General features: G+C 48.6%; 11 protein-coding genes. 6 read left to right on the top strand and 5 right to left on the bottom strand.

Annotation, left to right across the window (positions count from 1 at the left end; all coding sequences use genetic code 11):
* The first annotated feature begins 170 nt into the window (after positions 1 to 170).
* Both K6R05_RS19790 and K6R05_RS19785 read left to right on the top strand, forming a co-directional pair.
* Positions 171 to 1631, top strand: a complete 1461-nt coding sequence (locus K6R05_RS19790) for an MFS transporter (RefSeq protein WP_222925719.1) — start codon at positions 171 to 173, stop codon at positions 1629 to 1631.
* Complete coding sequence (locus K6R05_RS19785) at positions 1624 to 2835, top strand: acyl-CoA dehydrogenase family protein (protein ID WP_222925705.1); 1212 nt, start codon at positions 1624 to 1626, stop codon at positions 2833 to 2835. The genes K6R05_RS19790 and K6R05_RS19785 overlap by 8 nt, the downstream gene beginning before the upstream one ends.
* Before the next feature lie 304 nt (positions 2836 to 3139).
* Here K6R05_RS19785 and K6R05_RS19780 read toward each other — a convergent pair whose 3' ends face one another.
* Positions 3140 to 3610: an SgcJ/EcaC family oxidoreductase gene (locus tag K6R05_RS19780; RefSeq protein WP_161736457.1), complete on the bottom strand. Its 471-nt coding sequence runs from the start codon at positions 3608 to 3610 to the stop codon at positions 3140 to 3142.
* A 936-nt stretch (positions 3611 to 4546) separates the two neighbouring features.
* Between K6R05_RS19780 and K6R05_RS19775 the strand changes: the two genes are divergently transcribed.
* Positions 4547 to 5587, top strand: a complete 1041-nt coding sequence (locus K6R05_RS19775) for a tyrosine-type recombinase/integrase (RefSeq protein ID WP_222925704.1) — start codon at positions 4547 to 4549, stop codon at positions 5585 to 5587.
* 464 nt (positions 5588 to 6051) lie between these two features.
* Here the strand turns inward: K6R05_RS19775 and K6R05_RS19770 are convergent, their stop codons facing one another.
* Positions 6052 to 6432, bottom strand: coding sequence for an amidohydrolase family protein (locus K6R05_RS19770; protein ID WP_222925703.1), 381 nt, complete (start codon positions 6430 to 6432; stop codon positions 6052 to 6054).
* 321 nt (positions 6433 to 6753) lie between these two features.
* Here K6R05_RS19770 and K6R05_RS19765 point away from each other — a divergent pair, with 321 nt between their 5' ends.
* Positions 6754 to 7785: an alpha/beta hydrolase gene (locus K6R05_RS19765; RefSeq protein WP_161736460.1), complete on the top strand. Its 1032-nt coding sequence runs from the start codon at positions 6754 to 6756 to the stop codon at positions 7783 to 7785.
* 114 nt (positions 7786 to 7899) lie between these two features.
* Here K6R05_RS19765 and feoB read toward each other — a convergent pair whose 3' ends face one another.
* Both feoB and K6R05_RS19755 read right to left on the bottom strand, forming a co-directional pair.
* A complete protein-coding gene (gene feoB / locus K6R05_RS19760) occupies positions 7900 to 10227 on the bottom strand; it encodes a Fe(2+) transporter permease subunit FeoB (protein WP_222925702.1) in 2328 nt (775 codons plus the stop codon).
* Entirely contained in the window at positions 10227 to 10451 is a 225-nt protein-coding gene (locus K6R05_RS19755; RefSeq protein WP_222925701.1) for a FeoA domain-containing protein, read from the bottom strand. Before K6R05_RS19755 ends, feoB begins: the two co-directional genes overlap by 1 nt.
* A 323-nt stretch (positions 10452 to 10774) precedes the next feature.
* Here K6R05_RS19755 and K6R05_RS19750 point away from each other — a divergent pair, with 323 nt between their 5' ends.
* Complete coding sequence (locus K6R05_RS19750) at positions 10775 to 11248, top strand: WbuC family cupin fold metalloprotein (protein ID WP_222925700.1); 474 nt, start codon at positions 10775 to 10777, stop codon at positions 11246 to 11248.
* Between the two features lie 670 nt (positions 11249 to 11918).
* Positions 11919 to 12200: a hypothetical protein gene (locus tag K6R05_RS19745; RefSeq protein ID WP_161736743.1), complete on the top strand. Its 282-nt coding sequence runs from the start codon at positions 11919 to 11921 to the stop codon at positions 12198 to 12200.
* Positions 12201 to 12913: 713 nt separating this feature from the next.
* Here the strand turns inward: K6R05_RS19745 and K6R05_RS19740 are convergent.
* Positions 12914 to 13294, bottom strand: a complete 381-nt coding sequence (locus tag K6R05_RS19740) for a YgiW/YdeI family stress tolerance OB fold protein (RefSeq protein ID WP_222925699.1) — start codon at positions 13292 to 13294, stop codon at positions 12914 to 12916.
* Positions 13295 to 13949: the final 655 nt, after the last annotated feature.

Below are 13949 nucleotides of genomic sequence, written 5' to 3'. Positions count from 1 at the left end.
TAATTCGTACCGGATGAATCCTGCTATTCATCCGGCGTCTGTCGTCGTCGTGTTTTAATGATTAACTTATTGAATATACTGAAATAGTTATCGTTATTTGTTGGTTGTTTACTGAGCCGGGAATGCCTATAAAACCCTCGTTACCTGCTGAATATAATAACGAGGATATGATGAGTACATTAGAGATTGACAACACCCTGACCGCCCCGCCGCCCCACTCCACGCCGGTTCGTTCGGTGAGTGATGTAGCCCGGCTGATCAACAGTAATACCGAGAAAAACAGCTACGCCCGCTGGATTGTGTTCCTGGCGCTGGGCGGTGTATTTCTTGATGCCTACGATCTCACCACGCTCTCTTATGGTATTGACGATGTGGTGAAAGAGTTTGGCTTAACCCCGGTGCTGACCGGACTGGTGACCTCTTCCATTATGATCGGCACCATCGTCGGTAACCTGGTTGGCGGCTGGCTGACCGATAAATATGGCCGCTACTCGGTGTTTATGGCGGACATGCTGTTCTTTGTGGTCTCTGCGATAGCTGCGGGTCTGGCGCCCAACGTCTGGGTATTGATTGGCGCGCGTTTTCTGATGGGAATCGGGGTAGGAATCGATCTGCCGGTTGCCATGGCCTACCTGGCGGAGTTCTCTAAATTCTCCGGCAAAGGGAACAAAGCGTCGCGCCTCGCCGCCTGGTGCCCGATGTGGTATGCCGCGTCATCTGCCTGCTTCTTTATTATTTTTGCGCTCTATTTCCTGCTACCTGCAGAACACATCGACTGGTTGTGGCGCGCCTCGCTGTTGTTTGGCGCGGTACCGGCCCTGCTCATTATCGCGGTACGCAGCAAGTTTATGAATGAGTCACCGCTGTGGGCAGCCAATCAGGGAGACCTGAGCGGAGCAGTTCGTATTCTGCGCGACTCCTACGGCATTACTGCGCATGAAGAGCAGCCCGAAAAAACCGAAACCGTGAAAGCGGCCCCGAAGGTGAGTTTCCGCGTGCTGTTTCAGAAGCCATACCTTGAACGCACCATCGTCAGCGCAGTAATGAACGTCTGTATCGCCTTTGAGTACACCGCCATTGCTTTCTTCCTGCCCTCTATCCTGGCGCAATTTCTGGGCGCGGGCGTGTTTGAAACCATCTCGGCCTCACTGGGGCTGAACGCGCTGTTCGCCTTTACCGGCGGTCTGCTGGGGATGCGACTGGCATGGAAATTTCCCTCCAGGCATGTGGCGATTGCGGGTTTTGCGCTGCAGTTTATCGCGCTAATCTCGCTGGCGCTGATCGGTCATCCGCAGGCGACTATCGGCGTGGTATTTGCCGTACTGATGCTGGGACTCTGGCTGTTTGCCGAAGGATTTGGACCCGGCGCGCAGTTGATGATCTATCCGGCGCTATCCTATCCGACCCACATTCGTGCAACCGGCGTGGGCTTTAGTCGCTCGCTCTCCGGCATCGGCAGTGCGCTGGCGCTATTTATCCTGCCCATTCTGCAGGCCCGTTATGGCACCAACATGTTCTGGATCGTCTCTCTCGCCGCCCTTATCCCCATTATTTTCCTGTTGATTATCCGGTTTGAACCGACCCGACAGGACATTGATGAACAACCTGCAACAGGAGAAGAACATGTCTGACTTAACCCATACTGAATTTGCCGCGCTGACCGAACATTTCCGGCCCCTCTTCAACCGTATTGCTGAAGGTGCCGCCGCGCGTGAAATCAACCGTACTCTGCTGCATGAGCCGATCCGCTGGCTGAAGGAGGCGCGGTTTGGCACCCTGCGTATCCCTAAAGAAGAAGGCGGTTTCGGCGTCTCGCTGCCGCAGCTCTTTTCCCTGCTGACCGCGCTGGCTGAAGCGGATTCGAATCTGCCACAGGCGCTGCGTGCGCACTTCGCTTTTATTGAGGATCGCCTGAACCAGCCAGAAAGTGAAGAGCGGCGGCGCTGGTTCCGCCGTTTCGTAGATGGTGAGCTGGTGGGCAGTGGCTGGAGTGAAATCGGAGCGGTTAAGCTGGGTGAGGTCAACACCCATGTCTCACCGGCAGAGGGAGAATGGCGGATCAGCGGTGAGAAGTTTTACAGCACCGGCACGCTCTATGCGGACTGGATTGATGTCTATGCACAGCGGACTGACAACGGCCGGGACGTCATCGCGCTGGTGAACACGCATCAGAAAGAGGTGGAACGTGATGATGACTGGGATGGTTTCGGGCAGCGGCTGACCGGCAGTGGCACCACACGCTTTCATCATGCCCGCGTGGAGCAGCCGCATGTTTATGATTTCAGTGAGCGCTTTCGCTATCAGACCGCATTTTATCAGCATGTGTTATTAGCCACGCTGGCGGGTATAGGCCGGGCCGTAGTACGCGATGCGTCACAGGGGGTCGCGCAGCGTAAACGGATGTACAGCCACGGCAATGCGCCTCAGGTTAAGCAGGATGTGCAGGTGCTGCAGGTGGTCGGTCAGATCAGCAGCTGGATCTGGGCCGTTGAAGCCGCCGTTGATCGGTCGACCCACTCACTGCAACGGGCATTTGAACTGCAACTGAGCGGTGCGAATGAAGCGGAGCTTCACGCGGCGAACGTTCAGGCAGAGGTGGAGTCCGCCCGGGCGCAGGTAGTCGCGGTGGAGCTAGTGACGCGAGCTGCCACGGAGTTCTTCAATGCGCTGGGCGCGTCCGATACCCGCGTCAGCAAGGCGCTGGATCGGCACTGGCGCAACGCCCGCACAGTGTCATCACACAACCCGGTGATCTACAAAATCCGCAATGTGGGTGACTGGGAGGTAAATGGCAACGATCCGACATTTATCTGGCAGATCGGCAACGGTGATTAAGCATATTGATGATAGATGAATATGACGCAGCGGCGGTGTTCAGGCTGATAATGCAGTCGAGCGCCGTCTGGCGATAACATTTATTAATGTTAACCGAACCATGATAATGGGGTTAAGTGTTTTAGTACCAATGAGCCTTATAAGGTAATCACAAGAATTCAGGTGTGAAATTTTTTTAAGGGATTACACCATAAAATAATTTTTTGCCAGGAAAAATCGGCAGTTATCTAAAATTCTGAAATGGCGGAATTAATAAAACCAGCTTCGCATTGTGAAGCTGGTTTTCATCCTGCCACACCGGTTGTTAAGGCTGGCTCACTGGCTCTGGCATAGCTGAAGAGTGGTGAGTGGAGATCTTCCAGCCCTTGCCATCCCAGACATAGGTGAAAGTATAACGTGCTGTGACGTGCGAATTATCTTTGAAGGTAAAAGTATAAACGCCGGCATCAATCGCTTTATTACAGCCGATTCGGATGGTGCGGGAATCAATTTTACCGCTCGGGCCTTTTTTCAGGAAGTCTTTAAAGTAATCAATGCGTTCCTGGTCTGTCAGGCGCACATGGTTTGAAATAGTTGGCAGCAGCACGGCATCGCTGACATATAATTCAGAGACTTTAGTGGCATCGCCGGTTGCCAGCGTATTATTCCAGGTATCAAACAGGCTGGCAACATCCTGTTCAGATGCTTTAACACAGGTCACAGGCTGTTGAGCCAGCGTGATAGCCGGTGCGCAGGACAGGCCAAATAGGCACAGTGACAATAACGTTTTTTTCATGAGATATCCTCTTTTTATCCTGGTGATGACAGCGTTCTGTGACTTAACTCAGACGCAGTCATGAAAAATTTAATAACGCATCAGGAAGAAATGCCCGTTACCTTGCCAGAAATTAATTTTCGATAATAAGTTAATTATCAGTCTCATTCGATAAATTATCTGACAAAAAGCATCAACGTTGCTTTTTATTCAGGCTGGAAGATAACGTATGATCGCTAATAGTTGATATTTAAATCTTTGCGAAGTCAGTATTTAGTTTTTTATTCTGATTCAGGATGCAGATATGCTCCCGGATAACGTGAATAAGAACTGTTCATAGGATGATAGCCGGGTTAGCATGTGGAGATTCCATTCCAGAAATTCAGTAAGCAAAGCGTTCTAAAACGGATCTGGTAGACGGTATTTTCATTTAGGGTCCTTCAATTATCTTTAAATTAAACTGGCTGCTTACATAATAAAAGTTTCAACCTTCAATGGTCTGTTAATTTCACTTCACGTTCTTTCCTTTTCGCCATACTCCGCGCACTGGAAGTGCTGACTTTAATCAAATTGTATTTATCAGGTCACTATTTCACCATTTCACTGAATCATTATTCAGACTTTCCTTCAATTATTCATTTTATGCCTTGCCAGAAATAACCGCTTCTTCATCAACCCAGGGTGGGCTGTTGTTCCGGACGTCTCACTGCCCTACCCATTTGAGCGTCTGTCAATCAGGTCAAAACCGGGCTGAATCCGGCACCTTAACCTGGCTTCGTATAATTGTTCTTATACGAAGTCATGACACAGGAAAGTCGTCGGGTTATGATATAGAGCAGCAAAGATCACCCTGCAAAATGGCAACGCTACGTAAATTCTGACCGGTTATCCCCCTGATGAATTCTCAGAATTCACGTAGCGCGATCATCGCGTTTTCTGACTGATAAGTGAGCAAAAATGAGCGAGATAGTGCCGTTAACCCATCTGACGGTGACCCGGAATAGTGATATCACCGAACGGCTCAGGCAGTTCGTTCAGGACAAAGAGGCATTTTCCCCCAATACCTGGCGACAGCTGCTTAGCGTCATGCGAATCTGCAATCAGTGGTCAGAAGATAATCAGCGTACTTTCCTGCCAATGAGTGCAGAGGATTTGCGCGACTATCTCTCTTTTCTGGCTGAAAGCGGCCGGGCCTCCTCGACGATCACTTCACACGCTGCGTTAATCTCGATGTTACACCGTAACGCCGGGTTGCCGGTGCCCAATCTCTCGCCACTGGTTTATCGTACGATGAAGAAGATAAATCGTGTGGCCGTGATGGAGGGTGAGCGCGCTGGCCAGGCGGTGCCTTTCAGGCTGTCCGACCTGATGGAACTGGATAAACAGTGGTCAGGTTCTGATAACCTTCAGGCACTTCGTGATTTGGCTTTTTTGCATGTCGCCTATGCAACGCTACTGCGTATCAGTGAACTGTCACGGTTGCGGGTGCGTGATGTGATGCGTGCCGGTGATGGTCGTATCATTCTGGATGTGGCGTGGACAAAAACGATTGTGCAGACCGGCGGATTGATCAAGGCGCTCAGTGCCCGTTCAACTCAGCGTCTGGAAGAGTGGATCGATGCAGCCGGGCTATCCGGCCAGCCTGATGCCTTTCTGTTTACTGCTGTACACCGATCTGGCCGGGCAATGATTTCAGCAAAGCCGATAAGCACCCGGGCACTGGAACAGATCTTTGACCGTGCATGGCATACTGCTGGAAAAGGCGGCGCAGTGAAGGCTAACAAAAATCGTTATACCGGATGGAGTGGCCACAGCGCCAGGGTGGGCGCAGCTCAGGATATGGCTGATAAAGGCTATCCTATCGCCCGGATCATGCAGGAAGGCACCTGGAAAAAACCGGAGACACTGATGCGTTATATCCGTCATGTGGATGCGCATAAAGGTGCGATGGTGGAATTTATGGAACAGCACGCGGCCCCGGATGTTGCTGACTCATAGAACGATAAAAAAGCGGAACGCCCATGATTCGGGCTCAAGTTATCCACAGAAAAAGTGGACAGCCTGTGTGTAAGCCGGTACTGAATGAGAGGGTGCCGGTCCTCCGACGCGTTCATCCCGCTGATATGATTGATTTCTTTTTACTCCCTTACAACTTGCTGTGACTCTGTCAAAAAATCAGACCTTTTAGTCAATAATGCGTGGATTATTGCGGTCAGTGATGACCCTTGTACTGGCGGTTAGCGGTTTATACCGGCCATGATGTCTTCTGCTGATTATTATTGAAAAGGCCGCTGCCCCTCGGCCTTTTCTGCACCTGAAGACGTGACTTCACGCTATCAATCACTTCATTTTATTGCCGGCTCAAAAAATGCATCAACGGAGGCTGGCGAACTGGTTGCAAACACCAGTGCCGTGGTGGTGCCATTGTTGACAAGCTGATCAAGAAATTCAGATGCCTGTTGTTACGCATAGTGATGATTGCGGAATTTTATTTCGGTTGGAAAGGTATAGGTATTGAGCCAGCCAATAAGCTGTTTACCATATTCACTGATCATGGTGATTTGAGGATAATGAACATGCGTATCCACGAACCCGGGTGTGATAATTTTTCCGCTGTAATTAATCAGCTGGTCGACAGGCTGGTCCTTTATGGTCGCATAATCACCTGATTTTAAAATATAGCCATATTTAACAATAAGATAGCCATCTTCATAGTGCACGTTAGCTTCTTTTTCTTTTGCTGGAACGGCTTTAAAATAGACGATTTCAGCCCGGTATCCAACCGTTTCCGCGGCTACACAACAGGAGAAAAGAGACAACAATGTCATAAACGTAAGTTTCATTTACACCTCCATTTAGTATCTTTAATAAAATCCGTCTTATCTTTTCAGCGCGGGAATGATAGGTGAAATGATAAGGATGGCCGATACTAAAAATGCGATGACATTATTAACCTGGAAATATTGCTTAATTACTGAAATTAATCCGTTTTGTGGTTGTCTTATCCTTATCATCAATGATGCCTGACGTTAAAATTAACGCAGGTTTAGTCTGTTAATAATAATTTATTCACATTGTTTCTAATGTCTGATAAGCCAGAATCTTTATTCTGACACTTACACAAAGCATCCCATTAACATTTAAATGATTACAGGACAAAAAATATGAGAAACTGGCACCTCTTAATGTCGGGAGTCGTTATGCTTTCAGTCGCTACTACAGCCATCGCATCCGGTCAGGATCAGCTTCCAGGTCATGCTCAGGGTGCTGAGATTCTCCAGGTTAACACCCGTCAGGACCAGATCGACAATATTGGAGATCTGGTTTACCACCAGGTGAAAAGCGTGCGTTCTGTCAGGCAATTGCACATGTCACTGCTGGTGCCACGAACCAATGATCTGAAACCAGCGATTATCTATTTTCCCGGCGGGGGTTTCCTGTCAGCGGAACGTGACAAGTTTATTGCAATGCGGCTGGCCTTGGCAGAGGCGGGTTTTGTGGTCGCCGCAGCTGAATATCGCACTATTCCTGATATTTTTCCGGCGCCGGTTGTTGATGCTAAGGCGGCAGTCCGATTTCTGCGCCAGCATGCCTCTGAGTATGGTATCGATCCGGCGCGTATAGGGGTTCTGGGTGATTCGGCGGGGGGATGGCTCGCCCAGATGATGGGAACCACCAATGGGGATAAATCGTTTGATAAAGGCGATTTCACTGACCAGTCTTCAGATGTACAGGCTGTGGCCACGCTGTATGGCATTTCTGATTTGCGTAGCATCGGAGAAGGCTTTCCGGATGCGATACAAAAAGTGCATCAATCCCCTGCCGTCACCGAAGCGCTGCTGATTAATGGTGCGGCGTTCCGCGAATTCGCCGGGGCATCAGTGACCGATGAGCCTGAGAAAGCGCTTTATGCGAGTCCAGTGGGTCACCTGAAAGGCGTTAAACCGCCATTTTTAATTATGCATGGCAGCAGCGATACGCTGGTCTCTCCTGAACAAAGTGCAAATCTTTATAACGCCCTTAAAAAAGCGGGTAATCGTGCTGATTACGTGTTGATCGAAGGGGCTGAACATGGTGATTACCGCTGGTATCAGCCTGAGGTTATTACCAGAGTGACTCACTGGTTCCGGCAGGTGCTGGGTGAGCCAGTCAAATCAAAGAGCCAGTCAGCAGCAGATCCTGATGCCAGCCTCTGACTCAGGGTGATGTCTCCTTGCCTGTCAACCTGCACAGGCAAGGAGCACAGTCCTTTCACGCGCCTGTATGTAATGGTCTTGATGGTCCCTCAGCGTACCAGTCTGGTTTTGCGATCACTGCGCGTAGCTTTTCTGTTTATCACAATTTCCATGGCAGCCGCGACACCCCATCTTTTCCTCATCAGGCATAACCGGTATTGCCAGCACCCTGTTTCCCGCTTTACGCAGTGTCAGCAGGATGATTCCATTCAGCAACAGAACGCTTATCAGGCAGACTGCACTGAATACAGGATGCTCGTTAAACGTGACGGTCTGATAAAAGAATGTCGCTATGGTATAGGCGATGTTAAGCCCCCAGCAGAATGAGAACATCATCCATTTTTTCCCGGCCTCGCGGGCGATCGCGCCCATGACTGAGACGCAGGGAACGTAGAGCAGAACAAAGATTAAGTAGCTGTAAGCGGCAAAGCCGTTGCCAAATTTGGTAGCCATCACACTCATAGAACCGGATGCCATCTCACCATTGCCTTTACTGGCATCGAGGGGATGCGCCAGTGCATCAATTCTGAATGCAGCGGTCAGGCCCGCCCAGGTTTCCGTCAGCGCCTCTTTTAGTTCATCTGCTAGGTTAAAAGCCTGCGGGTCAAACACGCTGCGCTGAATCGCCTCCGTGGTGTAAAGACTGTTGAGCGTACCGACCACGACCTCTTTTGCCATAATGCCGCTCACCAGCCCCACTGTCGCCTGCCAGTTATCCTGCGTCACCCCGATTGGCAAAAGCACGGGCGTGATTGCTTTGCTGGTCGCCGCCAGCGCAGAGTGGTTTATGTCATCAACCAGCTGGCCGTTGAATGCAAAGCTGCTCAGCACACCAATCAGCATACTCACCAGGATAATGACCTGACCGGCACGCACCACAAACATTTTCAGCCGTTGCCAGGTCTGCAGCAGCAGGCTTTTAAGATGAGGCCGGTGATAGACCGGCAATTCCATGATAAACGGTGAAGCTTCGCCACCCAGCAGGGTATGCTTGAGCACCAGTCCGGTCGCAATCGCCACTACAATGCCCAGCAGATAGAGTGAAAATACCAGGCTGGAACTGTGAGCATCAAAGAATGCTGCGGCGAACACCGCAAAGATTGCCAGCCGCGCGCCGCAGGACATAAAAGGCGCAATCAGTACCGTAAGCAGACGCTCACGCGGCGTGTCGAGCGTTCTTGTACCCATCACCGCCGGCACATTACAACCAAAGCCGACAATCAGTGGCACAAAGGATTTTCCCGGCAGGCCCAGTGACTGCATCAGCCGATCCATCACAAAGGCGGCGCGCGCCATATAGCCTGAATCCTCAAGGAAAGAGAGGAACAGAAACATCAGGCCAATCTGTGGAATGATTGGCAGCACGGTATTGATACCGGCACCCAGCCCCTGCGCCAGAAAAACCGTCAGCCAAACCGGGAAGTGGCAGACATATCCCAGCCATTGTGCGCCATGAATGAATATCGCCACCGAACTGCCGTCGAACAGCGGCTGCAATGCCGCGCCGATATTAATCGAGAGAACAAACATCACATACATCACGGCCAGGAATATCGGAATGCCCAGCCAGCGGTCCAGCACAATGTTATCAATCCTGCGGGTAAGACTGGCCGGGATAGCCTGATGAATGTTACTGACGGCCGTACAAACCGCATTAATGGCACGATAGCGATAATCGGCTATCTGCACGCCCGTATCGCCACCCGCTCGCGCCATAATCTCAGGCAAGGTTGGAAGTAGTTCCGGGCAAAGTTTCTGGCTGTTGATATCGCCTTCAAGCAACTGCAATGCCAGCCAGTACCTTTTCTGCGGGGTCAGAGACCCGGACATCTGCAGGCTGAGCTGCTCAATCGCGGTTTCAATCGCGGCCGGATATGGCACCTTCTCTGGAGCGCGATAAATATGTGGCTGGTCAATCAGTGTTTTTAGCTGAGCGATACCGTCGCCTTTGGTTGAAGTCAGTGAAACCACCGGACATCCCAGGCGGGCTGACAACGCTGCGGCATCAATAGTGATGTTCTGGCTTGCGGCAATATCCTGCATGTTCAGAGCGACAATACAGGGTACGCCAAGCTCAAGCAGTTGAAAGGTCAGGAACAGGTTACTTTCCAGACTGGAAGCATCGACGACGTTGATCACTACATCGGCATGATCCTGATAAAGATACTGACAGGCGATGCTCTCATCAATCGAGCTTTCAGCGGATAGCGTAGTCAGCGAGCGAGTGCCGGGCAGATCGATGAGCCGGACGTCAGACTGTGCAGTAAAGAACTGTCCCTCTTTACGTTCAACCGTGACACCCGCCCAGTTACCGACCCGCTGGCGGGCACCGGTCAGCTGATTAAACAGTGTGGTTTTGCCGGTGTTGGGATTGCCTATCAATCCGATGGTGATCTTTTTCATCAGGCGATTTCCTCCAGAATGATGTCGGCCAGATCACGCTGTCGCACCGCCAGGCTGACACGGCGGGTACGAATATGAACCGGATCGCCCATTGGCGCTACTCGAATGATTTCGATAACAGCACCTGGAAGCATGCCCATTGTCAGTAATTTCTGGCGCCAGGCGAAATTTACTGATGGCTTATAACCAAGAATTCGGTAGGTACTGCCCATGTTAATTGCCATACCACGCTCTGCCTTTGAGTAAGAGACACTCATTCTATAAATGATAAGCGTTTCGGTTTTTGATCTGGCTTCAGGCAGACAGTGGAAAAGTGCTCTGAATGGCTTTCGTTTAGGAAACAGAGAACATCTTTCTGTAACCTGGTATCACGCGATACAGGCGATGTTTGTGAGAACTCTCATCGTCAGTTTTATAGCTTTGAGCAGCATCTATAATCCCGACAACAATCTGCTCCGCGAATGCAGAGGTTATTCATCCGTTGAGAATGGCAAAAGCCTTACGGCAACCTGATTGTCGTAAGTTGTCCAAAATCCAGAAGGCTTATATGAAACAAATTACTGTTACTGACCTCCGGCATCTCAGCGAAGAGGCTGCGAAATCCCCTCGCTTACGAGCCAATCGTAATTTACACCCTGAATTGAGCGATCCGGTGCAGCGGCTGGCCATCGCGATGGAGCCGGGCACTTATGTCCGCCCTCACCGACATCCGCATACTTTTGAATTGCTGACCTCGCTCTGTGGGCGGTTTCAGGTATTACATTTTGATGAAAATGGGTATGTGACCCAACGGGTGATGTTAGGAGAGGGGGGCAAGGTCATGGAAACGGAAGCCGGCACCTGGCATGCGGTGTTATCGATGGATAAAGGTGGCGTTATTTTTGAGGTTAAACACGGAGGTTACCAGCCTGTGACTGAACAAGACTCAGCACCATGGGCACCCGCCGAAAATGAGCCGGGTGCTGGGGAGTTAATGGAATGGTATGCTCAGGCACAAGTAGGGGATTCTTTTATCCGATAATTATTGTTTTACGCGGAGTAGACGGTATCGCGAGCGATGCTGTTCTGCCCCTTTATCCTGGCCTGACTGAATATCTTTCATGATGTCTTTTTGCTCAAACTTTCGTGTGGCGGCATACACTGTTTTAATCAGTAAAAATTTTTTAAATACGCAGAATTTCTGTCGTAAAAAAGGATTAATATTTTTGGGGTTCTGTTAATACTGACATGAAAAAATTCTGCTATTACATCAAAACCATCCGAATTAAATAAGTGAAATATAGATTCATTATAAAAAGATTAGCCTCCAGGCTCGTCTGGAGGCACGTGAATCGCTAAACGTTATGATTCTTATGGAAAAATAATCACTGGTTTCGTTGCTTAGGTAAAGCAATAATGGAAAAATCACGACGCGCAATATAGTTTATTTTACTAAATCAGCAATTGTGTACGCAAAAAATCTTGTTTTCATAAGATGAAAAAATAAAATTATTACATGTCAATTCTGACGGGTCTTGCATAAAGGCATGCTTTCTCTTATCAAATCAATCAAAAAAAATCCATTTACGATTTATTTTAAATTTCTTTTGATAATGATAATTGACATTCAGGTCAGCTACAATATCAGTACTTTCTTGCTAAAATTCCCCTGCGTTACCAGTTAAATTATACAGACATAAAAGGATGTTAAAATGCGTGAATTGTATATCTCAGAAGTGATCACCGTAAGTGGCGCTGACATCGGTTACTCGAAACTTCTTGGCTTGTGGAATGATGCGGGTCTGAATTCGCAGGGCTACTTTAACTATGACCGTGCCGCTAAAAGTATCAATGCTCTGGGGTTTGCCAGTGCAACAGAGAATAAAGACTGGAATAACTCATCCATTGGTGAGGCTGGTTGGATGCTTAATGGCGCGGGTGAAAAAGTAACATGGTTCAACAACGGTCTCTTTATGGCTTTCCAGATCGGCTGATGTGAAGCAGCTAACACGGTTACTTCGCCGGACGTAACGGTGATCGATAAAAGGTTTCTGAAACTATCCTGATTCAGAAACCTTTTTTATCTTTAATACTCACCTGTGAGGGACTATCAGACCAGCTGGTTGTCATGTAAAACATGTCTCAGTTTACAGAGCGGCTTCAGAGTTCAGGTATGACAAACATATCATAACGACATTGTGTACAATAGTACCTGCCTGAGCGAATCCGGGTGTAAAGTATCTGCCTCTCATTTCATCCAGGCGCTATGGTCCCCCATTTTGAAATTCCGAAAAGAAGATAACGAAGAATTTTAGTTACATCATTCAGGTTTACTATAAAGAACAATTACGGCCCTTCGGGCCGTGCCCGACGGCTTGTCAATGAGCACTCGGATTTTCAGAACGGCTCGCTTAGATTTGGCCAAAAACATGCACATTTCATAGGAAGATCGGCTGTTCAGATATCCGCAAACAAGTGTGTTGTAACTAATCTATATCTGCTTCAGGACTGATTCAGTACCATTTTTATAAGTTGTGAATGCACCGTCTCATCCGATGTTAAACCTTGACGTTTTTGTCATCGCTATCCTGCCGGACAGGCTTCGTGAATATTTATTGCTTACTCTGGAATACCCAACCGGGAACGTGCATATAAAAATGACAGTGGCCCGGCTTCAGGTCACTGCCATATCAGTGGTAAATACAGGTTACTTCAGAACACGGACCGTTTTCACATCAATTTCAACGCTGTTCCAGTCTTTATCGACTTCGCCTTCTATGCGGACTTTGTCAGCGGGTGACAATGATTGTCCCATCCAGCGCTTGTCGTCGATATCGACGTAAATCGTTCCAGTGGCATCTTTAAATTCATAAAGTTCATGACCAACCTGTCGGATGATATTGCCTTCAAGAACGACCCATGCGTCGTCACGTAGTGTTTTAGCCTGTGCCACTGAAGCGACACCCGGTGTCGGGCCTTTAAAGCCGCCCTGTGAAGACCCCTGCCCTGCCGGATTAATAAATCCTTCCTGCGCAGAAACACCCAGACTCATTCCTGCTAATAACACCGCCAACATAATCTTTTTCATATTTTTATCTCCGTTAAATTTCCAGGGTAATTTACATCCCAGATCTTAACGGGATCTTAAGAAGTTTTATTGTCTGCACGTGTTTTGAAAATGTCATCAGTAAGGCGCTCGCACCATAAAACCATTAAAAAAATAATCAAAGTTGAATCTATGTTAACAATCAACAAAGTATAACAATAAATTAAAACCCTCTTGTTGGAAATAACCTCTTTAACACTGTTTTCAATATGGCAATACTGATAATTAATATCTACCTATTTCCGCACAAATTACTTAGCTCGCCTGCAGGTTGATAGTTATCATTTTCTGGCATAGATATATCCCGGTATTAAATTATTCTGTATCGCAGCTTTGCTCATGAAGTATTTTGTAATGTTTATAACCACTCGATTGAGTGGTTTTTTTTATGTCTTATTTCAGCTAGTTAACTTAAACCTGTAACGCTGATTATACACGCCCCGATTGCAGGGAGGGATTTTCTGGTGCCACGGAGATAGGGAGTGGCGACAGGTACTGACTGCTCATCTGAACAAACAGCTAACTGTCTTTTATAGCATTGCGACACTTATAAAAACGGTGTTGTGACTAATAACGAAAGAGGCAGAGATCATCAAAACGTTTTCAGGCTCACATAGTGAGCCTGAAAATAGTGGGA

The sequence above is a fragment of the Pantoea alfalfae genome (assembly GCF_019880205.1).
In the GTDB taxonomy this organism is placed as follows: domain Bacteria; phylum Pseudomonadota; class Gammaproteobacteria; order Enterobacterales; family Enterobacteriaceae; genus Pantoea; species Pantoea alfalfae.
This window is presented reverse-complemented; position numbering and strand designations above follow the sequence as displayed.